22 protein-coding genes are annotated in these 20,891 nt (G+C 59.4%); 14 read left to right on the top strand and 8 right to left on the bottom strand.

Features of this window, described 5'->3' with window-relative positions:
• Window positions 1-6: 6 nt before the first annotated feature.
• A complete protein-coding gene (ffh, locus tag AAIH70_RS20005; protein ID WP_132277373.1) occupies window positions 7-1,593 on the bottom strand; it encodes a signal recognition particle protein in 1,587 nt (528 codons plus the stop codon).
• A gap of 282 nt (window positions 1,594-1,875) precedes the next feature.
• Window positions 1,876-2,451 carry a hypothetical protein gene (locus AAIH70_RS20000; RefSeq protein ID WP_132277371.1) on the bottom strand — a complete coding sequence of 192 codons (576 nt, stop codon included), beginning with the start codon at window positions 2,449-2,451 and terminating at the stop codon, window positions 1,876-1,878.
• A 162-nt stretch (window positions 2,452-2,613) separates the two neighbouring features.
• Between AAIH70_RS20000 and AAIH70_RS19995 the strand changes: the two genes are divergently transcribed.
• From AAIH70_RS19995 to AAIH70_RS19950, 10 genes are all read left to right on the top strand, one after another.
• Window positions 2,614-2,853 carry a type II toxin-antitoxin system VapB family antitoxin gene (locus tag AAIH70_RS19995; protein ID WP_132277369.1) on the top strand — a complete coding sequence of 80 codons (240 nt, stop codon included), beginning with the start codon at window positions 2,614-2,616 and terminating at the stop codon, window positions 2,851-2,853.
• Complete coding sequence (locus tag AAIH70_RS19990) at window positions 2,853-3,290, top strand: type II toxin-antitoxin system VapC family toxin (RefSeq protein ID WP_132277367.1); 438 nt, start codon at window positions 2,853-2,855, stop codon at window positions 3,288-3,290. Before AAIH70_RS19995 ends, AAIH70_RS19990 begins: the two co-directional genes overlap by 1 nt.
• Window positions 3,291-3,343: 53 nt before the next feature.
• Window positions 3,344-4,441: an MBL fold metallo-hydrolase gene (locus AAIH70_RS19985; protein WP_132277365.1), complete on the top strand. Its 1,098-nt coding sequence runs from the start codon at window positions 3,344-3,346 to the stop codon at window positions 4,439-4,441.
• A 52-nt stretch (window positions 4,442-4,493) separates the two neighbouring features.
• Window positions 4,494-5,081, top strand: a complete 588-nt coding sequence (locus AAIH70_RS19980; protein WP_132277363.1) for a biliverdin-producing heme oxygenase — start codon at window positions 4,494-4,496, stop codon at window positions 5,079-5,081.
• Window positions 5,082-5,174: 93 nt separating this feature from the next.
• Window positions 5,175-6,077, top strand: coding sequence for a diaminopimelate epimerase (gene dapF / locus AAIH70_RS19975; RefSeq protein WP_132277361.1), 903 nt, complete (start codon window positions 5,175-5,177; stop codon window positions 6,075-6,077).
• Entirely contained in the window at window positions 6,074-7,360 is a 1,287-nt protein-coding gene (mtaB, locus tag AAIH70_RS19970; protein ID WP_132277359.1) for a tRNA (N(6)-L-threonylcarbamoyladenosine(37)-C(2))-methylthiotransferase MtaB, read from the top strand. The genes dapF and mtaB overlap by 4 nt, the downstream gene beginning before the upstream one ends.
• An 18-nt stretch (window positions 7,361-7,378) precedes the next feature.
• A complete protein-coding gene (gene ftsY, locus AAIH70_RS19965) occupies window positions 7,379-9,007 on the top strand; it encodes a signal recognition particle-docking protein FtsY (protein WP_132277357.1) in 1,629 nt (542 codons plus the stop codon).
• Between the two features lie 69 nt (window positions 9,008-9,076).
• Window positions 9,077-9,724 (top strand): septation protein A, encoded by a 648-nt coding sequence (locus tag AAIH70_RS19960; protein ID WP_132277355.1) that lies wholly within the window; start codon window positions 9,077-9,079, stop codon window positions 9,722-9,724.
• Complete coding sequence (locus AAIH70_RS19955) at window positions 9,721-10,308, top strand: DUF2585 domain-containing protein (protein ID WP_132277353.1); 588 nt, start codon at window positions 9,721-9,723, stop codon at window positions 10,306-10,308. Before AAIH70_RS19960 ends, AAIH70_RS19955 begins: the two co-directional genes overlap by 4 nt.
• Before the next feature lie 110 nt (window positions 10,309-10,418).
• Window positions 10,419-11,606: a GGDEF domain-containing protein gene (locus AAIH70_RS19950; RefSeq protein ID WP_430035214.1), complete on the top strand. Its 1,188-nt coding sequence runs from the start codon at window positions 10,419-10,421 to the stop codon at window positions 11,604-11,606.
• Window positions 11,607-11,627: 21 nt separating this feature from the next.
• On the opposite strand, the gene AAIH70_RS19945 is transcribed toward AAIH70_RS19950, so the two are convergent.
• From AAIH70_RS19945 to ccmA, 5 genes are all read right to left on the bottom strand, one after another.
• A complete protein-coding gene (locus tag AAIH70_RS19945) occupies window positions 11,628-12,242 on the bottom strand; it encodes a DsbE family thiol:disulfide interchange protein (protein WP_132277349.1) in 615 nt (204 codons plus the stop codon).
• The gene (gene ccmD / locus AAIH70_RS19940; RefSeq protein WP_132277347.1) at window positions 12,239-12,412 is read right to left on the bottom strand and encodes a heme exporter protein CcmD; all 174 of its coding nucleotides are present in this window, start codon (window positions 12,410-12,412) and stop codon (window positions 12,239-12,241) included. Before ccmD ends, AAIH70_RS19945 begins: the two co-directional genes overlap by 4 nt.
• A gap of 1 nt (window position 12,413) precedes the next feature.
• A complete protein-coding gene (locus AAIH70_RS19935) occupies window positions 12,414-13,196 on the bottom strand; it encodes a heme ABC transporter permease (protein WP_132277345.1) in 783 nt (260 codons plus the stop codon).
• 43 nt (window positions 13,197-13,239) lie between these two features.
• A complete protein-coding gene (gene ccmB / locus AAIH70_RS19930) occupies window positions 13,240-13,899 on the bottom strand; it encodes a heme exporter protein CcmB (RefSeq protein WP_132277343.1) in 660 nt (219 codons plus the stop codon).
• Window positions 13,900-14,128: 229 nt separating this feature from the next.
• The gene (gene ccmA / locus AAIH70_RS19925; protein ID WP_132277341.1) at window positions 14,129-14,773 is read right to left on the bottom strand and encodes a heme ABC exporter ATP-binding protein CcmA; all 645 of its coding nucleotides are present in this window, start codon (window positions 14,771-14,773) and stop codon (window positions 14,129-14,131) included.
• A gap of 271 nt (window positions 14,774-15,044) precedes the next feature.
• On the opposite strand from ccmA, the gene acnA reads away from it, so the two are divergent.
• The 4 genes from acnA (at window position 15,045) to AAIH70_RS19905 (ending at window position 20,218) form a co-directional block, all read left to right on the top strand.
• Window positions 15,045-17,738 carry an aconitate hydratase AcnA gene (gene acnA / locus AAIH70_RS19920; RefSeq protein WP_132277339.1) on the top strand — a complete coding sequence of 898 codons (2,694 nt, stop codon included), beginning with the start codon at window positions 15,045-15,047 and terminating at the stop codon, window positions 17,736-17,738.
• 86 nt (window positions 17,739-17,824) lie between these two features.
• Window positions 17,825-18,562 carry a sulfite exporter TauE/SafE family protein gene (locus AAIH70_RS19915; protein ID WP_207908279.1) on the top strand — a complete coding sequence of 246 codons (738 nt, stop codon included), beginning with the start codon at window positions 17,825-17,827 and terminating at the stop codon, window positions 18,560-18,562.
• Window positions 18,563-18,750: 188 nt separating this feature from the next.
• Window positions 18,751-19,500: a DUF1223 domain-containing protein gene (locus tag AAIH70_RS19910; RefSeq protein ID WP_132277337.1), complete on the top strand. Its 750-nt coding sequence runs from the start codon at window positions 18,751-18,753 to the stop codon at window positions 19,498-19,500.
• Between the two features lie 328 nt (window positions 19,501-19,828).
• Window positions 19,829-20,218: a DUF2794 domain-containing protein gene (locus AAIH70_RS19905; RefSeq protein ID WP_132277335.1), complete on the top strand. Its 390-nt coding sequence runs from the start codon at window positions 19,829-19,831 to the stop codon at window positions 20,216-20,218.
• Between the two features lie 15 nt (window positions 20,219-20,233).
• Here the strand turns inward: AAIH70_RS19905 and AAIH70_RS19900 are convergent, their stop codons facing one another.
• Window positions 20,234-20,791 (bottom strand): GNAT family N-acetyltransferase, encoded by a 558-nt coding sequence (locus AAIH70_RS19900; RefSeq protein ID WP_132277333.1) that lies wholly within the window; start codon window positions 20,789-20,791, stop codon window positions 20,234-20,236.
• Window positions 20,792-20,891: the final 100 nt, after the last annotated feature.

Below are 20,891 nucleotides of genomic sequence, written 5' to 3'. Positions count from 1 at the left end.
TCCCTCTTACTTCTTCTTGCCCGGCAGGCCGGGCAGACCAGGAAAACCACCCAGACCCGGCAGGCCACCGCCGCCCAGGCCCGGAAGGCCACCCATTCCGCCCGGCAGGCCGCCGCCCGGCTTCAGGCCGGCGGCTTCCGCCTGCTTCTGCAGGGCTTCAAGCTGTTTCGGGTCGAGCTTGGAAAGGTCGGGCATGCCGCCCATACCACCCATTCCGCCCATACCACCCATTCCGCCCATGCCCATCTTCGAGGCAAGGCCGCCCATCATCTGCTTCATCATGCCGCCCTTGCCCTTGCCGCCCATCATTTTCATCATGTCGGCCATCTGGCGGTGCATTTTCAGAAGCTTGTTGATTTCCGCGGCATCAGAGCCGGAACCGGCAGCGATGCGCTTCTTGCGGGAATGTTTCAGCATGTCCGGGTTGGCGCGCTCGGCCTTGGTCATCGAGGAGATGATGGCGATCTGGCGGTCGAACGTCTTGTCGCTCATGCCGGATGCGGCGAGCTTGTCCTTCATGCCGGCCATGCCCGGCATCATGCCCATGATGCCACCCATGCCGCCGAGCGATTTCATCTGGCGCAACTGGTCGGCAAGGTCGTTCAGATCGAACTTGCCCGACTGCATCTTCTTGGCCATCGCCGCGGCTTTTTCCGCATCGATGTTTTCTGCAGCCTTTTCGACCAATGAGACGATATCGCCCATGCCGAGAATACGGTCGGCGATACGGCGGGGATGGAATTCCTCCATCTCCGTCATCTTTTCGCCGACACCGATCAGCTTGATCGGCTTGCCGGTGACGGCGCGCATCGAAAGCGCTGCACCGCCACGGCCATCGCCGTCCATACGGGTCAGAACGAGGCCGGTAATGCCGACGCGTTCATCGAAATTGCGCGCCAGATTGACGGCGTCCTGACCGGTCAGGCTATCGGCAACCAGCAGAATTTCATGCGGATTGGACTTGCGCTTGATCTCGGCCATTTCGGCCATCAGCGGTTCGTCGATATGGGTGCGGCCGGCGGTGTCGAGAATGACGACGTCATGGCCGCCGAGCTTGGCGGCCTGCACGGCGCGCGCGGCGATATCGGTCGGCGACTGGCCGGCGATGATCGGCAGCGTATCGACGCCGGTCTGGACGCCCAACTGGCGCAGCTGTTCCTGGGCTGCCGGACGACGCGTATCGAGCGACGCCATCAGCACCTTTTTCTTGTCGCGGTCGGTCAGCCGCTTGGCGATCTTGCCGGTGGTCGTGGTCTTACCAGAACCCTGCAGACCGACCATCATGATCACGACCGGGGCGGCGGCGTGCAGGCTGATGCCAACGCCTTCCGAACCCAGCATCTCGACCAGTTCGTCATGGACGATCTTGACGACCATCTGGCCGGGCTTGATCGATTTGAGAACTTCGGCACCAATGGCCTTTTCACGCACCTTGTCGGTGAAGGCGCGAACCACTTCGAGCGCCACGTCGGCTTCCAGAAGGGCACGGCGAACCTCGCGGAGCGCAGCGGAGACATCCGCCTCGCTCAACGCGCCACGGCCGGTCAGTCCATTCAGAATGGAGCCAAGACGGTCCTGCAGGTTCTCAAACATCGCAACTTCCTTCTTCGTTTCCGGGTGCCCGGAAACGTCGGGTCTTTTACCGCTGAAAACAAGACGCGAAGAGCGCGCAAAGCCAAAAAGCACCCGAGGGCGCAACGCGCTGTCGGGTGTTGACCTCCGGGCTCAGTATGGCGGCCCCGGTCGGCGGCTCCAAGTCGTGACTTGTCAGCAGATTTTCGGGCTTAAACAGGAAATGGGGGCGAGAGTCAAGGCAAGAGGCCGATTTGCAGGGGTAAAGGACGGGCCGACCAGGTGCCGGCGGCCCATCAAATATCATTTTTTCGCGTAACGGGCTGCGTATTCCGACTTGTATTTGCCGATGCCGTCAGTCCAGCCACTCACTTCGGCAGTTTTGCCCGACAGGCTCTTGTCGCGCAGCTGGCCGACCCAGTAGGCGCCGTCCTGGCTGTATTCGAACACGGTCAGCCCATGTTCTTCCAGCACCTTCTGCGGATCGATGCCGACATCGGTGGCGGCCTCCATGTGACCGGTGACACGGGCGTAATCGTCGAAGCTGGCAAGCTTGCGCTTCGTTTCCTGCGTGCTGGCGGCAAACCGGCCGGCATTCAGGTTGCTGAAGGCCTGACCGTAATAGGTGATCAGCTTGAAATCCTTGTCGTCCTTCAAGGCCTGGGTAAAGGTCTCATTGACTGCGTCGAACTGAGCCTTGTCGATCGCCAGCGTCTTGAAGACCTCGTCCTCACTTGTCCTGTTGGAAATACGGGCAGAGGCCGATGCCCATTCCTCGAAAGTGACGCCATGCACGGGCGGCGGCACATCCTGCGCTAAGGCGAAAACCGCGGAAAGCGACAATGCGCCGGCCATCATCAATATCTTCAAAAATCTCATGGTCCATCCAAAGCCGATTGGCGCATTCTCTCGCGCACGACATCACAACGCCGGCCTAAATAGGCGCGCCAGTGTTGATGCCAAGGTTTTGCTGTCGATTGCGGGAATATTCATTTGGTCTATACTGAATATTCCATCGCCCCTGCCGGAAGGTGACGTGCAATGTCTCTTTATATCCGTGATCCGAAGGTCAATGCACTGGCCGACGAGGTGATGCGCTACCTTGGCACCAAGACCAAGACGGAAGCCGTGCGTCTGGCGTTGGAGAGTGTGCTGAGAGAGGCGCATGAAAAGCCGTTGAAGGAGCGGATTAAACCCTTGCAGGAGCGATATGCCGCGCTCGGCCCCAAGGATCCTGATTTCGATGAAAAGGCGTTCATGGACGAGATGTGGGAAATCTGATGTTTGTCGATGCATCCGCCATCGTTGCAATCATCAGTGACGAAGATGGCGCGGCTGTGCTGCTCGAAAAGATCAATGCCGCGCAGTCTCCTATCCATTATTCTTCGCTGGTCATATTCGAAGCTGTGATCGGGCTGACTCGCAAGAAGAAGGCTTCTCTTTATGGTGAAAATTCGCCGATGCCTGCAGGTATGATCGAAGAAATGCAGAAACTCGTCGGCGATTTCCTTGACCAGATCAACGCCACCGAGATCGATCTCCCCGCCGGACTGCACGAGACCGCCCTCGATGCCGCGAAGACATTTGGCCGTTTCGTCGGGCATCCGGCAAAACTCAATTTCGGCGATTGTTTTACCTATGCCGCCGCCAAAACGTTCAAATCGCCACTTCTCTTCGTCGGCGAGGATTTTGCACAGACGGATATCGAAGTCGCCTGAGCACACCTCCCTGAAAACGTCTCCTTGAAAACTCCGACCATCGGACTGATCTCATGAACCGTCGCAATTTTTTCAAATGGACCGGTCTCGCCGCCATCGCGGCCCTTGCCGGCGGGTTCACGGCTAGGAGCGCCATGGCTGGCAATAAGTATTACAGCGGTCCCGTATCGGATCATTTCGACGGCACGCATTTCTTCAATCCGAATGGCGAAGAACCGGCGGGCATGACCGATCTCCTGCGCTGGAAACTCGGCAACGGCAATATTCCCTGGCCGGACACCTTTGCCAGCCCGTTTCCGCAAGCCGTCCCGGAAACCCGTATTGATGGAGACCGCGTCGTCGTCACCATGGTCGGCCATGCCTCCATGCTGATCCAGGTCGCCGGCCTCAACATCCTCACTGATCCCGTCTGGTCGGAGCGCACCAGCCCGTTTTCGTGGACCGGCCCGAAGCGCGTCAACCCACCCGGCATCCGCATCGGCGATCTGCCGCCGATCGATATCGTGCTCGTCACCCACAATCATTACGACCATCTCGATCTCGAAACGCTCTGGGTGCTGCAGGGGCGCGACAAGCCGCATTTCATCACCCCGCTCGGCAATGATGCGATCATCCGCACACGCGTGCCGGATGCAGGGATCACGGTGATGGATTGGGGAGCTCAGGAAACCGTCGCGCCGGGCGTCATTTTCCATTGCGAACCCTGCCATCACTGGTCGGCTCGCGGCCTCAATGATCGTCGGCAAGCGCTATGGGCGGCTTTCGTGTTCGAAACACCGGCCGGAAAAATCTATCATATCGGTGATACCGGCTTTCACAGCGGCATCAATTATCGCGCGGCACACGAAAAGCATGGCGGTTTCCGCCTCGCCAACCTGCCTTTCGGCGCTTATGAGCCGCGCTGGTTCATGAAGGCTCAGCACCAGAACCCGGAAGAAGCGGTGGAGGGCATGTTGCTTTGCGGCGCGTCCTTTGTTGCGGGCCACCATTGGGGCACCGTGAAACTCACCAATGAGGGCGTCGAGCAGCCTGTGGAGGCGCTTCATGCCGCGCTCGATGCGCGAAAAATTTCTCGCGATCGTTTTCGTCCCATGCGGCCGGGCGAGGTTTTCGACGTGCCCGCATCCATTTCCGCCAATACGCGCACTTGACGACACCCACTCCGATTTGCTTCATGCGAAACATGAGCTTGAGGGACAAGAAATGCTGATCGAACTCGAACGTCCGGCCGAATCCACCCGTATCCAGCGTCTGAAGGCGCTGACGGCGGGCACACATGATACGCTGGACAAGCGCATCATGTGTGCCGAACCCTTTGCTGACCGGGACCGTTACGCCCTGTTCCTCGAGGTTCAGCATCATTTCCATGCGGATGTCGCGCCGCTTTATGCGTCGTCGGAGCTGAATGCGAAACTTCCTGGCCTTGCCGATCGCTGCCGTCTGGAAGCCCTGCGTCAGGATATTGTCGATCTCGGTGACGTGGCTGAAAAGCTTGTTACCACAACAGGACCATTGAGCCCTGCCGCAGCACTCGGCTGGGTTTATGTGGCTGAAGGCTCCAATCTCGGCGCCGCCTTCCTGCGCAAGGAAGCCGCCAAGCTGGATCTGTCGGATGATTTTGGCGCCCGCCATCTCGCTGGTCATCCGGAAGGCCGTGGCCTGCATTGGCGCAATTTCGTTTCGGCCTATAACGACCTGCCGCTTTCCGAAGCCGAAGAAATGGAAGCCGCAGAAGGCGCCAAGGCCGCATTTCGGCGCGTGCATGGTCTGGTGGAGCGGATTTTCGGGTAAGCGGCGACCATTAGGCACCACTGGTAATTCCCGATACTTTCGGCCATATACGCCTTGAAGATAGGGGCGCAGGCCCGGGAATGGATCAGCATCATGACAGGACAGGTCGAATTCGCGCGCATGAACGGGCTTGGCAACAAGATCCTGGTCGTCGACATGCGAGGCCGTCCCGATATGGTGACGCCTGATGCGGCGATTGCGCTGAATGCCGATCCTGCCACCCAGTTCGACCAGATCATGGCCATCCATGATCCGAGGGCTGATGGCACCGATGCCTGGATCGACATTTTGAATTGCGATGGCACCAAGGCGCAGGCCTGCGGCAACGGCACGCGCTGCGTCGTGCAGGCATTGGCTGCCGAGACCGGACGCAAGACTTTTACCTTCCAGACGGTGGCCGGCATTCTGAATGCGGAAGAGCATGCGGACGGCACGATCTCGGTCGATATGGGAAAGCCGGTTTTCGCCTGGGATCGCATCCCGCTGGAGGAAGAGTTTTTCGACACCAGCCGTATCGAGCTGCAGATCGGCCCGATCGATGCGCCCGTGCTGCATTCGCCCTCGGCCATGTCGATGGGCAATCCGCATGCGGTCTTCTGGGTCGATCAGGACCCGATGACCTTCGATCTCGAGCGCTTTGGCCCGATGCTGGAAAATCATCCGATGTTCCCGGAAAAGGCCAATATCACGCTGGCGCAGGTCACATCCAACAGTTCCTTGCGCACCCGCACCTGGGAACGTGGTGCCGGGCTGACGCTCGCCTGCGGTTCCGCCGCCTGTGCCGCCGGCGTATCCGCTGCCCGCACCGGTCGCACAGGCCGCACGGTGACCATCGATGTGGCATCGGCACCGAGCCGCCAGCCGCTTGTCATCGAGTGGCGCGAAAACGATCACGTCGTCATGACCGGTCCTGCCGAATGGGAATGGTCCGGCAAGGTCGATCCGGTCACCGGCAGTTTTGTCCGGGATGAAAAACCCGAAGCGAGGGTGAATTGAGCGGCGTCGAGGTCATCACCTTCGGCTGTCGGCTGAACACCTATGAATCGGAAGTGATGCGGGCCGAAGCCGAAAAGGCTGGGCTCAACAATGCCGTGCTGGTCAATACCTGCGCCGTGACAGGCGAAGCGGTGCGTCAGGCGCGCCAGACCATCCGCCGTGTGCGCCGCGAAAACCCGCATGCCCGCATCATCGTCACCGGCTGTGCCGCGCAGACCGAAAAGCAGACCTTTGCCGATATGGCCGAAGTCGACATGGTGCTCGGCAACGAAGAAAAGCTGAAAAGCACCTCCTATCGCGCCCTGCCGGATTTCGGCGTGTCGGCGGAAGAAAAGCTGCGCGTCAACGATATCATGAGCGTCAAGGCGACAGCGCCGCAGATGATCAGGCATATCGATGGGCATGTGCGCGCCTTCATACAGGTACAGAACGGCTGCGATCACCGCTGCACCTTCTGCATCATCCCTTATGGACGCGGCAATTCCCGCTCCGTGCCGATGGGCGCGGTGGTTGAACAGGCGCGAAAACTGACGGAAAGCGGTTATCGCGAAATCGTGCTGACCGGCGTTGATGCCACCAGCTACGGCGCCGATCTGCCCGGTACCCCCACCTTGGGTTATCTCGCCAAGACGCTGCTGAAACAGGTTCCCGACATTCGTCGCCTGCGCCTGTCGTCGATCGACAGTATCGAGGCCGACAATCACCTCTGGGATCTGATTGCCGACGAACCACGTTTCATGCCGCATCTGCATCTGTCCTTGCAGCATGGGGACGACATGATCCTGAAGCGCATGAAACGCCGCCACAGCCGCGCCGAGGCGCTGGCCTTTACCGAACAGGCCCGCCGCCTGCGGCCTGATATCGCCTTCGGGGCGGATATGATCGCCGGTTTCCCGACAGAGACGGAAGAGATGTTCGAAGGTGCCGCAACGCTTGCAGAAGAAGCCGGCATCTCCTTCCTGCATGTCTTTCCCTACAGCCCGCGCCCCGGCACGCCGGCCGCCCGCATGCCGCAGGTGGATCGCGCGCTGGTCAAGGATCGTGCGGCACGGCTGCGCGCCCGTGGCGAAGCGCTGCACCGCGCCCATCTCGATCGCATGGTCGGCACCGAGCAGACCATCATCGTTGAGAACAACGGCTTGGCGCATACGGAAAACTTTTCGCTGGTTGCAGCCCCTGACCTTATTCCCCGCGACTTCAAGCGCGTTATGATAACAGGGCACAACGGCAAACATCTCGACATGACCGTCGTGGCCGATGCTCGTCACGAGCAGGCGGCCTGACCGGAACGGATATCACATATGGCATTGAGCTTCATCAAACGCGTCTTCACCTTCGGCGACAAGCCGGCAGAGGAACAGGTCGCGCATCCGGCCCCGGACGCGGCGGCCGACGTTGCTGCCGTTCAGGCCGAGCTGGAGCCGAAATCGCGTGATGAGGATCTGCCTGTTGCCGCTGACCCGGTCGCGGCTGTGGAAATGGAAACGGCGGGTGGGCCGTCCGGTGATGTCTTTGAGGAAGCTGCGGTCGAGACTCAGGTTGCCGAGGAAGAGCCTGTTGCCATTCTTCCGGGCGTCGAGGAAATTTCGGAACTTGGCGTCGTGCCGTTGTCGCTGCTGGAGGCGGAGGCTGCGGCCGAAACCGTCGATGTTCCGAGTGCAGAATCACCCCCCTCTGCCCTGCCGGGCATCTCCCCCTCAAGGGGGGAGATCACGGATGCGCCGGCTTCGGCCCCATCTGAAGAGGGCGTAAAAGGTGATGGTTCGCCTGCTCAAAAGTCCATCTCTGAGGCTTCGACGTCCGTTATAGAGCAGGGCGTAAGCCACGATTCGATCTCCCCCCTTGAGGGGGAGATGTCCGGCAGGACAGAGGGGGGTATTACCTCAACTGCTGATTCCAGCGGTGAAGTGGCAATCGTTCCAAGCGCAGCCCCATCCACACCAATCCTGCCCAAAGGTTTCTCCACTGCCAAGCCGGAAGCCGAACCGGTCGCGGTCGTCCCCCCGGCAAACCTTACGTGGTTCCAGCGCCTGCGCGCCGGCCTTGCCCGCACATCGTCGCAGCTGACCGGCCAGATCACTGCCCTGTTCACCAAGCGCAAGTTGGATGAACAGACGTTGGAAGAACTCGAAGACCTGTTGATCCAGGCCGATCTCGGTGTCGAAACCGCCATGCGTATTGCCGATACGCTGTCGTCGGAACGTTACGGCAAGGATGTCACCGGCGAAGACGTGTCACGCATCATGTCGGCGGAAATCACCAAGGTTCTGGCGCCGGTCGCCAAGCCGCTGCAGCTCGATCTCGATCACAAGCCGCATGTCATCCTCGTCGTCGGCGTCAACGGCACCGGCAAGACCACCACGATCGGCAAGCTGGCTGCAAAACTCTCTGGCTCGGGCCTGAAGGTCATGCTCGCCGCCGGCGACACTTTTCGCGCGGCAGCCATCGAGCAGCTTAAAATCTGGGCGGATCGTACCGGTTCGGAATTCATCGGCACCAAGCTTGGCGCGGATGCCGCGGGCCTTGCCTATGACGCTTTCGAGCAGGCACGCGCCAACAAGTCGGACGTGCTGATCATCGATACTGCCGGCCGTCTGCAGAACAAGGCCGAGCTGATGGCGGAACTGGAAAAGATCGTGCGTGTTCTGAACAAGCTCGACCCCGATGCACCGCATACCGTGTTGCAGACGCTTGATGCCACGACCGGCCAGAACGCCATGAACCAGGTGGAAATTTTCCGCAATGTCGCCGGCGTCAGCGGCCTGATCATGACCAAGCTCGATGGCACGGCGCGCGGCGGCATTCTGGTCGCCATTGCTGCCAAGCACAAATTGCCGGTCTATTTTATCGGTGTGGGTGAGGGCGTGGATGATCTGGAGCCGTTCGAGGCGCAGGATTTCGCCCATGCCATTGCCGGCCTGACGCATTGATGCCACGAAAAGCGTGTTTGGCTTCGCCAGCACAACCCGTTTGACGCTTAGCCCAAGAAGTTGGATCCCATGCAGATCGAAAGCGACACCACGCCGACCAAGGAAGAGAAACAGCATCCCGGCCTCAAGCTGGCGCTGGAAATCGGCCCTTTGCTGGTCTTTTTCTTCGGCAATCTTCGTGGCGAATGGCTGGCGGAAAAATTTCCGGCGCTGACCGCCATTGGCGGGCCGCTTTTGATTGCAACGGCGCTGTTCATGGTGGCGACCGTCGCGTCGCTGATTGTTTCAAAGATCGTCTTCAAGCACCTGCCGGTCATGCCCTTCGTTTCGGGCGTGGTGGTCATGGTGTTCGGCGGCCTGTCGATCTGGCTGCAGGATGAAACCTTCATCAAGATGAAGCCGACCATCGTAAATACCCTGTTTGGTGTCGTCCTGCTCGGCGGCCTCCTGTTCGGCAAGTCGCTGCTCGGTTACGTCTTCAACGCCGCCTTCCGGCTGGATGAGGAAGGCTGGCGAAAGCTGACGGTTCGCTGGGGCATCTTTTTCCTGTTCCTCGCCGTCATCAACGAAGTCGTCTGGCGTAATTTTTCCGATGCGTTCTGGATCAACTTCAAGGTATGGGGCACGATGCCGATTACCATCGCCTTCACGCTCTCGCAGATGCCGCTGATCATGCGCCACACGATCGAAGACACCGCGACGGATAACGGCAAGTGACGGCGACGGGCGCCTTCGAACCGGATTCTCAATCGCGCCGCTGGCTGCTGGGCGCGCTGGTTCTGTTCATCGCGCAGATCGGCATCCTGTATTTTATGGGCCGTATCCCGATCTGCGAATGCGGTTACATAAAACTTTTCGAGCCGGGGGTAAATTCGCCCGGCAATTCGCAGCATATCGCCGACTGGTATACGCCCTCCCACATCATCCACGGCTTTCTGTTTTACGGGCTTGGCTGGCTGGTATTGCGTCGCGCACCGCTGTCGGCCCGCTTCTCGCTGGCGGTGCTGATCGAAGCCGGTTGGGAAATTCTTGAGAACTCGCCTTTAATCATCGACCGCTATCGCTCGGCCACGATGGCACTCGGCTATAACGGCGACAGTATCTTGAACTCGGCGATGGACACTGTCTCCATGGCGCTCGGATTTTTCGTTGCGGCACGCCTGCCTGTCTGGATGACGGTGGCGATTGCGATTTTCTTCGAACTGCTCACCGGTTATCTGATCCGCGACAATCTGACGCTGAACGTGCTGATGCTGGTTTCCCCCGTGGATGCAGTGCGCGAATGGCAATCCGCGCTGTAAAGCCTGTGCACTTGCGTAAAAGCAATCAGGTTTCGTTAACAGTCGCGTCATAGAACCGGAATGTCAGTTCTTGAGGGGATGTACCCCTTAGGCCGCGTCGCGAGGACGACATGGAATCCCAGGATAATTTCGCCTATCTGCTGCCCTTCATTTTCCTGACCTTCGGTCTGGTGTTTTTCGGGGCGGCGCGCCTGGGCGACCGCAGTGCCCCTGCCTGGGGTTTTGGTTATATCGCCGCCGCTCTCGGCTTTGCCACGCCCTTGCTGCTTGGTTTCCTTCCGGCACGCGGACAGGCTGTTCTGGCGAATGCCTTCTTCTTCACCGGCTTCTATCTGTTCGGTGACGCGCTTCTCCTGCGTTTCCGCCGCCCGCGTCTTCGTAAAGCACGTATGGCGCTTTGGGCGATCGGGATGGTCGCCATCGGTTACTTCGTCCTGATCGCGGACAGCATGCGTGGCGAGTTGTTGTCCAGCGACGTCTTCTGCTTGGTTCTCATCGCCCTGCCGCTTGCCGCCGTGGTTCGCGATCTGCGCCGTCCAATCGATATCGCGTTGTTCGGTATCGTCAGCCTCGTGTTCATCGAGACCCTGGTGCGATTGGTTACCATGTCGTTCGTGCTGGCCGACCAGTCCTATATGGGCTTCGATCGCTTTCTGGCATCGGACTACGCCTTCTTCATGCAGGTCGGCGCCAGCATTATCGGTTTCCTGATGGCGCTGACGGCGCTTGCGGCAACGGTCCTCGATGTCATCGGAGGTCATCAGGATGCGGCCCATCGCGATCCGCTGACCAATGCGCTTAACCGCCGCGGTTTCGATCGTGCCATTGCCGAGCTTGGTGAATTAAGCGAGCGTGGCGTGGTCATCTGCAGCGATGTCGATCACTTCAAGCGGGTCAATGACGATTACGGCCATGCGGCCGGCGATGTGGTCATCACCATTCTGGTTGAAATGTTCCGCCGACAGTTGCCGGAAGGGGCGCTGATTGCCCGGTTCGGCGGGGAGGAATTCGTTGCCTTCCTGCCCGGCATGTCACTCACCGAGGGCGGTGTGCATGCGGAGGTCATCTGCCACGCCTTTGCCAACCGTCGCTGGGAAACAACCGGCATTCGTCGCAAGGTCACGGCAAGTTTTGGCGTATCCACCGTCTCACGCAACGACCGCTCGGTTCATGAGGCGATTTCGCGAGCCGATTCCTGCCTTTACGCTGCCAAGGACACCGGTCGTAACCGTGTCGTCATCGAAGGTCGTCAGCGGCCGGAAAGCTCGGCAAGCATTCACAGCATATCGGCGGCCTGAGCCGCCGGTCATCTGCGCTGTTCAGGATTTCGAGAGCGCTTTTTCCATGGCCGGCAGCAGGCCATTGGTCAGGCTTTGGCTGTCGAAGGGACCGACCTTCTTGTAGAGGATCGTGCCGTCCGGGCCGACCAGATAACTTTCCGGAATGCCGTAAACCCCCCAGTCAATCGCCGCCTTGCCGTTCGGATCGACGCCGATCGCCTTGTAGGGATTGCCGAGTTCGCCGAGGAAACGCAGCGCGTTGTCGTTGCGATCCTTGTAGTTGATGCCGACGATGTTCAACTGGCCTTGTTCGGCAAGGCTTTTCAGGATCGGATGTTCCTGCCGACACGGTACGCACCAGGATGCAAACACGTTGACCAGCGTCAGCTTGCCCTTGATGGCATCTGCGTTGAGCGCCGGCAGGTTTGAGCCGTCAAGTGCCGGCATCGCGAGCGTTGGTGCTTTCTGGCCGATCAGCGCTGAAGGAATTGCCGAGACGTCACGACCGTTCACGTCCTGATCGTAAAGCATCTTACCGGCAATGGCGGCAAAACCGGCAAAAACGGCAAGTGGGATGAGCGCCAGCGCATAACGGCCAAAACCGCGACGCTCACCTTCGCGCTGTTTCTGTTCCGTCGGTTGCGTGTTGGTCATGCCTTTTCGCCTTCTGGCTTCGGGGTCGAGCGGCGGCGAATGCCGGACGCTTCGAGTTCCGCCAGCTCTCTGCTCCGGGCCCGGCCATCCAGCCAGACCCAGGCGATCAGACAGAGGCTGATCAGGGCGGCGATGCCGTATGACATGGCGATGTAGAATGTATGGGTCATGTCACGCACCCTTCTCAGCGGTATTGTCCGTTTTCTGGCCGGCCATGCGAGCCGCCATTCGGCGCTGCGCGCTGACGCGGCGGCGCCAGATTTCATTGCGCATCGCAGCCACATGTAGCGTGAAAAACAGCATGGTGAAGGCAATGGCCATGATCAGCAACGGCCAGAGAAAGGTGCTGTCGATCGTTGAGCCGCCCATGCGGATGACGCTGGCCGGCTGGTGCAGCGTGTTCCACCAGTCGACCGAAAACTTGATGATCGGAATGTTGACGAAACCGACGAGGATCAGCACGGACGAAACACGCGCTGCCTTGCCCGGATCGTCCATGGCGCGGTTGAGCGCGATCAGGCCGAGATACATCAGGAACAGCACGAAAACGGAGGTGAGGCGTGCATCCCACACCCACCATGTGCCCCACATCGGCTTGCCCCACAGCGAACCGGTAGCGAGCGCGATCAGCGTGAAGGCCGCACCGAGCGGGGCGGCCGCCTTATGGGAAACATCGGCCAGCGGATGACGCCAGACCAGCGTGCCGATCGCCGACGCTGCCATCACCGAATAACACATCATCGACAGCCAGGCGGCCGGCACATGCACATACATGATGCGCACCGTCATGCCCTGCTGGTAATCGCCTTCGCCGGCAAAGCTCAGGTAAAGGCCGATCGCGAACAGGATCGCGGTGATCCCCGCCATCCATGGCAGGATGCGCGCAGCAAGGCTCAGAAACCGCGTCGGGTTGGCGAGATCTGTCAGCTTGGTCAAAACAGCAGTTTGAGGCATGGGGCTTTCTACTTGATGGGGCGGGCCACGGCTTTGCTTCTAGTCAATCGCCGGCGTTTCTCAAAGCCAGTGCCGCACCCAGCGGGCCAAGAACGGCAAAAAACATCGTGATCGCCACCAGTATCAGGAACGGCGGCATGAAGGGAGCGGGATCCTGCACGGCGGCATATGAAGCGCTGACGCCAAAAATCAGAACGGGGACGGCCAGCGGCAGGACCAGAATGGAAACCAGCAGGCCACCACGCGGCAGTGCGACGGCCACGGCGGCACCGACAGCACCGATAAAGGTGAGTGCCGGCGTGCCGACCAGAAGCGTCAGCATTGTCGCACCGATCGCCACCTCGTCCATGTTCATGAACAGACCGAGAAGCGGCGAGGCGATCACCAGCGGCAGGCCGTTGCCGAGCCAGTGCGCCAGGCATTTGACGAGCACGGTCAGCGCCAGCGGGTGTTCCTGCATGAGGATAAGGTCAAGCGAGCCATCTTCGCGATCGGTCTGGAACATGCGGTCTAGGCCAAGCAGCGACGATAAGAGCGCGCCGATCCAGACGATGGCCGGGCCGATGCGCGACAGCAGGTTGAGGTCAGGACCGACGCCGAACGGGATCACGGCGACCACCGTCATGAAGAACAGGACGCCGATCAGTGCCCCGCCACCGGCGCGGACGGAAAGTTTGACGTCGCGGAGGAGAAGGGCGATCATTGTGGCTGAGCCTCGTGGGTGCGGTTACCCCCCTCTGCCCTGCCGGGCATCTCCCCCTCAAGGGGGGAGATCACAAGGCGCCTGACTGTAATTTCTCCAAGAACCTTGTGTTGCACGGAAAGGCTAAAGTGGTTTGCGGGATGTGCGCCCAGCCGATCTCCCCCCTTGAGGGGGAGATGCCCGGCAGGGCAGAGGGGGGCTGCCGGGGGGAGGCGATAATGAAGCTGTATCACCACATGCTCTCCATAACACCGGCAAAGCCCGTCATCTTCAATTCCTGGGTATTCTCTAGCCCAAGCGGCTGATGGGTGGCCGCCAGCACGATGCCTCCCTTGCCGAGATGGGTCTTGATCAAGGCGGTAAAAACGCTTTCCGCACTCACATCAAGTGCTGCCGTCGGCTCATCGAGGATCCAGACCGGGCGCCAGGCGACAAGCAGCTTGGCGAAGGCCATGCGGCGCTGTTGGCCGGCGGACAGATATCCGAAGGGTAGGTGAGTTATGCCGCCGAGCCCGACCGCTTCCGCCGCCTCGCCGATCGACATGCCCTGACCGCCGGCAAAATCGCCGAAAAAGCTTTGCCAGAATTCGAGGTTTTCGCGCACTGACAATTCTGCCTTCATGGCGTTGCGGTGGCCGAGATAGTGGCAGGCTTCCGCCGCTCGCATACCGTCTTCCGCGCCGTCCGAAATCCAGATCACCCGTCCGCTTTCCGGGTGCAGCAATCCGGCGATGGCGCGCAGCAGGGTGGACTTGCCCGAGCCGTTGCGGCCGGTCAGGATCAGGCTTTCTCCTGCACCGAGCGTGAAGGAGATATCCTTGAAAATAAGGTCTTCTCCGCGTCGCGCGCTCAGGGCGTCTACCGTCAGTCGCATCTGCGGGCTTTCGTCAAGTTTTCAAACATCTGATCGCAAAAATGTTTCGTGCTCTGCGTCAAAGCATCTGGAAGGCTTCTTAGAAACTATCTATATACATGGCAACCACGCCAGCGGCCGGCGTGATTTCCACTCAGCGCCGGACCTGAAGACCATAAATCTTCTCGTGCGGACAGCGGAAATGGTCGCACCCGCATCCTATAGTGCATTTCCAAGTGCATAGGCGTCCGCACGCGCGTGTTGGCTCTTGATATCAGCGGGGTTATTTTCCGTGGCCAAATCTATTGATAGCTTTCAATGTCGTTCCGTCCTTACCGTAGGCGGTAAGGACTATGTCTATTACAGCCTGCCCAAAGCCGAAGCGAACGGCCTTGCAGGCGTTTCCAACCTGCCCTTTTCCATGAAGGTGCTGCTGGAAAACCTTCTGCGCTTCGAAGACGGCCAGTCCGTCACGAAGGAGCAGATCCTTTCCGTTGCCGCATGGCTCAACAACAAGGGCAAGGCCGAGGCTGAAATTGCCTATCGCCCCGCCCGTGTGCTGATGCAGGACTTTACCGGCGTGCCGGCGGTTGTCGATCTCGCCGCCATGCGCGACGGCATCAAGTCGCTCGGTGGCGATGCGCAGAAAATCAATCCGCTCGTGCCCGTCGACCTCGTCATCGACCACTCGGTCATCGTCGACGAATTCGGCACGCCGACCGCCTTTGCCCGCAATGTCGAGCTGGAATACCAGCGCAATGGCGAGCGTTACCGCTTCCTCAAGTGGGGCCAGCAGGCGTTCAAGAATTTCCGCGTCGTGCCGCCCGGCACCGGCATCTGCCATCAGGTGAATTTCGAATATCTTGGCCAGACGGTCTGGACCAATGAGGAAGATGGCGAAGTTACCGCCTATCCCGATACCTGCGTCGGCACCGACTCTCATACCACGATGATCAACGGCCTTGGCGTGCTCGGCTGGGGTGTCGGCGGCATCGAGGCCGAAGCCTCCATGCTCGGCCAGCCGGTTTCCATGCTTCTGCCGGAAGTCATTGGCTTCAAGCTGACCGGCAAGCTGAAGGAAGGCGTCACCGCGACCGACCTCGTGCTGACCGTCGTGCAGATGCTGCGCAAGAAGGGCGTCGTTTCCAAGTTCGTCGAATTTTTCGGTCCGGGCATGGACAACATGCCGGTCGCAGACCGTGCGACGATCGGCAATATGGGCCCGGAATACGGTGCTACCTGCGGCTTCTTCCCCGTCGATGCCGAAACCGTCAACTATCTCAACATGTCCGGCCGCACCAAGGAGCGCATCGCGCTCGTCGAAGCCTATTCCAAGGCGCAAGGCATGTGGCGCGACAATGACGGTGCCGATCTCGTCTTTACCGATACGCTGGAACTCGATCTCAACGACGTCGTGCCGTCCATGGCCGGCCCAAAACGTCCGGAAGGCCGTATTCCACTGGAAGGCATCGCCTCCGGTTTCGCCGGCTCGATGGACACCGAATACAAGAAGCCGGGTCAGCTGGAAAACCGCTATGCGGTCGAAGGCACCGATTTTGATCTCGGCCATGGCGACGTCGCGATTGCCGCCATTACGTCCTGCACCAACACGTCCAACCCCTCGGTTCTTATCGCTGCCGGCCTGCTGGCCCGCAACGCCGTTGCCAAGGGTCTGAAGACTGCGCCTTGGGTGAAAACCTCGCTTGCACCAGGATCCCAGGTCGTCGGCGAATATCTTGCCAAGTCCGGCCTGCAAAATGATCTCGATGCGCTCGGCTTCAACCTTGTCGGTTTCGGCTGCACCACCTGCATCGGCAATTCCGGCCCGCTGCCGGCGCCGATCTCGAAGACGATCAACGACAAGGGCCTGATCGTTTCGGGCGTGCTTTCGGGCAACCGCAATTTTGAAGGCCGTATCTCGCCGGACGTCCAGGCCAATTATCTGGCTTCGCCGCCGCTCGTTGTCGCTTATGCGCTGGCCGGCACGGTGCAGAAGGATCTGACGACGGAGCCGCTCGGCATTGGCAGCGATGGCCAGCCGGTCTTCCTCAAGGATGTCTGGCCGACCTCTGCCGAAGTGCAGGAGTTCATCCAGAAATACGTCACCCGCGAACTGTTCGAGAGCAAATACGCGGACGTTTTCAAGGGCGATGAAAACTGGCAGGCCGTACAGATCCCGGATGGTGATACCTATGCCTGGGACAACAACTCCACCTATGTGCAGAACCCGCCTTATTTTGTCGGCATGGGCAAAAAGGGAACCGGTCTCAAGGACATCAAGGGCGCCCGCGTCCTCGGTCTGTTCGGCGACAAGATCACCACCGACCACATTTCCCCGGCCGGTTCGATCAAGGCTTCGTCGCCGGCAGGCGCCTACCTCACGGAAAACGGCGTCGCTGTTGCCGACTTCAACCAGTACGGCACACGTCGCGGCAATCACGAAGTGATGATGCGCGGCACATTCGCCAACATCCGCATCCGCAATCACATGCTCGGCCCGAACGGCAAGGAAGGTGGCTACACCATTCACTACCCGTCCAAGGAAGAGCTGTCGATTTATGATGCGGCGATGAAGTACAAGGAAGAAGGCACGCCGCTGGTCATCTTCGCCGGTGTCGAATACGGCAACGGTTCGTCGCGTGACTGGGCTGCAAAGGGCACCAACCTGCTTGGCGTCAAGGCTGTGATTGCCCAGTCATTCGAGCGTATCCACCGCTCCAATCTGGTCGGCATGGGCGTGGTTCCCTTCACTTTCGAAGAGGGCACGACCTGGGCTTCGCTCAACCTCAAGGGTGATGAGACCGTCACCATCGAGGGGCTGGAAGGCGATATCAAGCCGCGTGAGTGGAAGATTGCCAAGATCGCGTACGCTGACGGCACGGAGAAGGACGTCAAGATCCTGTGCCGCATCGATACGCTCGACGAGGTCATCTACATGAACAATGGCGGCATTCTGCAGACGGTTCTTCGCGATCTGGCTGCCTGAGTTCGCCGATACAGCGCCCGCCGGTTCATTCGGCGGGCGTTTCTTTCAATCCATAAATCCGCATCGCATTTTCAGGTTTCCCACCCTTGTCCCTCATCATTTTCATCGGAATGGCAGTCACCGTCTTCCTGACGTCGCTGCTCTCCGGCATTTTCGGCATGGCAGGCGGGCTGATCCTGCTCTGGGTGCTGCTGTTTCTCTATCCCGTCGGCACGGCAATCGCGATTCAGGGCGTCATCCAGATGGTGTCGAACGGTTCCCGCGCATGGTTCTCGCGCGCGTATATCGACTGGAAAATCCTTGCCGTCCTGTGTTCCGGCGTGGCGCTGTCGGCCGTGATCCTGTTCCTGACCAGTTATACGCCCAACCTGATGGTGGTGCTGATCGGCGTCGGCCTGATGCCCATCCTCGTCTGGTTGCCGGTCAACAAGCTGAAGCTCGATGCATCGCGTCCTTCGCACGCCTTTCTGGCGGGGCTGCTTTCGGGCGGCATGACGATCAGCGTCGGCGTGGCGGGTCCTACGGTCGATATCTTCTTCATTCGCACCCAGATGGACCGCCGCAAGGTGATTGCGACAAAGGCATCCATTCAGACACTGTCACATATGGCGAAGATCGCCTTTTACTGGGATGCTGCTTCACAGCTTCCAACGGTCGATGCCATCGCTGTGTTGATCGCGGCTCCAATCGCCATACTCGGCGCGCGTGCCGGCAACGGTATCCTGCAGAAAATGACGGACGCAAACTTCCGAAGCTGGACCCGCTGGGTCGTGACAGCTGTCGGTGCCGTCTATTTGACCCAAGGCTTGCTGAAACTGATTTGACGCTCGTAGTTTTTTCAGCAATTCATGGCAAATCGTCAAGAAACATGACAGAGGCACCGATCACGTATCTGGTCCTCACCCTGTTGTGACTTCCGTTTGACTACATGGATTGACTATTTTGCAGGATGAGATGTGCGTGACCGTACTGTCACCGTTGTGATTGCCGGTTCGCCAGAGGGTTTTATTCGATGTTTTCGACTGTCCGTAGCGCCGCATTCCTGATCGGCCTGTTTTCTGCCGGTCTTGCCTGTGCTGGCGATATTGCGGAGCCGAAGGGCGTCGTTGAGCTGTTCACCTCGCAAGGCTGTGCCTCTTGTCCGCCGGCAGACGCCGCCTTGAAGAAGCTGGTCGAGCAGGGCGATGTCGTCGCGCTCTCCTATCATGTCGATTACTGGAACTATCTCGGCTGGACCGATACGCTGAGCTCCAAGGAAAACACCGAGCGCCAGTACGGTTATGCTCATGCCTTCGGGCGCAGCGGCGTCTATACCCCGCAGGCCGTCGTCAATGGCCGTGATCACCTGATCGGAACCGACCTTACCGCCATCAACGGAAAGATGGACGGCATGAAAACGGCCGGCCAGGGTCTGACAGTGCCGGTGAAGGCCGCCATGAACGGTGAAGAGATCGAGATCAATATCGGCGCCGGCACCGGCAAGGCCGATATCGTGATCGCTTATTTCACCAAGAAGGAAAAGGTCGAGGTCCAGAAGGGCGAGAACACCGGCAAGCAGATGGAATACTGGCACAGCGTTTACGATGTGCAGACCGTCGGCATGTGGGATGGCAAGGACATGAAGATCACTGTACCTGCCCGCACCATGGGCAAGGGCAAGAAGGATGGCTGCGCCATTCTGCTGCAGTCTTCCAAGCCAGGTGGCGAACCCGCAGCCATTGTCGGCGCAACCATGCTGATGGCCGGACGCAAGCGCGACTGACGCTTTCCATCAAAAAATGATTCGTGACGAGACCGGATATTGCTGATGTCTGGAAGGGTGTTGGTTGCCCGATCCGAGGCGTTGGGGGGCTGGGGGTAAGGGTCAGCGCTCCGGATCGGGCTTGTTTGACGCAAAGGCGTCAACCAACAAAGCCAATCTCGCCTCGGATTCGGGCGCTGTTTTGACCGAAATGCGGCGAGAAAAATAACCTTGGTCGATTGCATCCGCTGATTTTGTAAGGTGTCTCTGGCTCAACCGTCTGCGTCTTGCATTTTATGGCTGCTGAGGCACACTGTCATATCTCTGCAATAGTCGATCTGGAGCCGTGATGACTGATCAGCCGGATTTTCCGAGGGGATCAAAACCCGAAGACGGTACCGTTGTTGTCGATCTCAACCAGTATAGAAAAAATCTCGATCCGCTGCCCGTGACCTTTCACCGGCGCGAACTCGACGCCATCCTGTGGATCTATGGACGCATGGTGGGTGAGGGCGAGTGGAAGGATTATGCGATCGATCACACGAGCGAGAAAGCGATCTTTTCCGTCTTCAAGCGATCGGGTGAAATGCCGCTTTTCCGTATCGAGAAAAATCCGAAACTTGCCGCCAAGCAGGGCGCCTTTTCGGTGGTCAATACGCATGGAACGATCCTGAAACGTGGCCATGAGCTTCAGCAGGTGCTGAAGGTCTTCGACAAGGTGTTGAAGCTGGTCGATTGACCGGCTCGCTTTTGCTTATTCGCTAAAAAGCGAACCGGGATAGGTCGCAGGGTCCGGTGCGGTGTTCGTTCCATCGCCAAGTGCAATCTGCATGAACACCGTATCCAGCCATTTACCGTGCTTGAAACCGGTGCCTTTCATGGTACCCGTCATCTCGAAGCCTAGGCTTTTGTGGACCGCGACCGAGGCCGGGCTGGCGCCACCGATGACGGCTGCCATCTGGCGGAATCCGAGTGCTTCGCAGCGGATCAGCAATTCCTTCAAAAGCGCCTTGCCGACGCCTTTGCCACGGGCTTCCGGCGCCAGATAGATCGAATCTTCCACCAGCCAGCGATAGGCGGGGCGGGTACGGAAAGCCGAAGCGTAGGCATACCCCAGAAGCGTGCCGTCATCGTCCTCGGCAGTGATGTATGGATAGCCCTTGTCCCTGATGGCCTGAAAGCGGCCAGCCATTTCCGTCTGATCCGGCGGTGCAATTTCATAACTCGCCGTGCCGTTGAGAACGCTGTCACGGTAGATTTCCGTAATGGCGGCAAGATCGGCAGGCGTTGCGTCGCGCAGGCGAAAGGTCATGGAGAGGCCTGATGTTGTTCGGTGGGACCAAACCTATGCCCAGCCCCTAAGGGCGGCAATAAAAAGGCGGAGCCGAAGCCCCGCCTTTCCAGAATGGACG

Source organism: Neorhizobium sp. BT27B (assembly GCF_050455485.1).
GTDB lineage: Bacteria > Pseudomonadota > Alphaproteobacteria > Rhizobiales > Rhizobiaceae > Neorhizobium.
Note: the sequence above shows the minus strand (reverse complement) of the source record. Positions and strands in the feature narration are given on the sequence as shown.

Bases quoted from the DNA above. Each gene is read 5' to 3' on its own strand.
- ffh (WP_132277373.1), bottom strand. From the start codon at position 1,593: ATGTTTGAGAACCTGCAGGACCGTCTTGGCTCCATTCTGAATGGACTG.
- AAIH70_RS20000 (WP_132277371.1), bottom strand. From the start codon at position 2,451: ATGAGATTTTTGAAGATATTGATGATGGCCGGCGCATTGTCGCTTTCC.
- AAIH70_RS19995 (WP_132277369.1), top strand. From the start codon at position 2,614: ATGTCTCTTTATATCCGTGATCCGAAGGTCAATGCACTGGCCGACGAG.
- AAIH70_RS19990 (WP_132277367.1), top strand. From the start codon at position 2,853: ATGTTTGTCGATGCATCCGCCATCGTTGCAATCATCAGTGACGAAGAT.
- AAIH70_RS19985 (WP_132277365.1), top strand. From the start codon at position 3,344: ATGAACCGTCGCAATTTTTTCAAATGGACCGGTCTCGCCGCCATCGCG.
- AAIH70_RS19980 (WP_132277363.1), top strand. From the start codon at position 4,494: ATGCTGATCGAACTCGAACGTCCGGCCGAATCCACCCGTATCCAGCGT.
- dapF (WP_132277361.1), top strand. From the start codon at position 5,175: ATGACAGGACAGGTCGAATTCGCGCGCATGAACGGGCTTGGCAACAAG.
- ftsY (WP_132277357.1), top strand. From the start codon at position 7,379: ATGGCATTGAGCTTCATCAAACGCGTCTTCACCTTCGGCGACAAGCCG.
- AAIH70_RS19960 (WP_132277355.1), top strand. From the start codon at position 9,077: ATGCAGATCGAAAGCGACACCACGCCGACCAAGGAAGAGAAACAGCAT.
- AAIH70_RS19950 (WP_430035214.1), top strand. From the start codon at position 10,419: ATGGAATCCCAGGATAATTTCGCCTATCTGCTGCCCTTCATTTTCCTG.
- AAIH70_RS19945 (WP_132277349.1), bottom strand. From the start codon at position 12,242: ATGACCAACACGCAACCGACGGAACAGAAACAGCGCGAAGGTGAGCGT.
- ccmD (WP_132277347.1), bottom strand. From the start codon at position 12,412: ATGACCCATACATTCTACATCGCCATGTCATACGGCATCGCCGCCCTG.
- AAIH70_RS19935 (WP_132277345.1), bottom strand. From the start codon at position 13,196: ATGCCTCAAACTGCTGTTTTGACCAAGCTGACAGATCTCGCCAACCCG.
- ccmB (WP_132277343.1), bottom strand. From the start codon at position 13,899: ATGATCGCCCTTCTCCTCCGCGACGTCAAACTTTCCGTCCGCGCCGGT.
- ccmA (WP_132277341.1), bottom strand. From the start codon at position 14,773: ATGCGACTGACGGTAGACGCCCTGAGCGCGCGACGCGGAGAAGACCTT.
- AAIH70_RS19910 (WP_132277337.1), top strand. From the start codon at position 18,751: ATGTTTTCGACTGTCCGTAGCGCCGCATTCCTGATCGGCCTGTTTTCT.
- AAIH70_RS19905 (WP_132277335.1), top strand. From the start codon at position 19,829: ATGACTGATCAGCCGGATTTTCCGAGGGGATCAAAACCCGAAGACGGT.
- AAIH70_RS19900 (WP_132277333.1), bottom strand. From the start codon at position 20,791: ATGACCTTTCGCCTGCGCGACGCAACGCCTGCCGATCTTGCCGCCATT.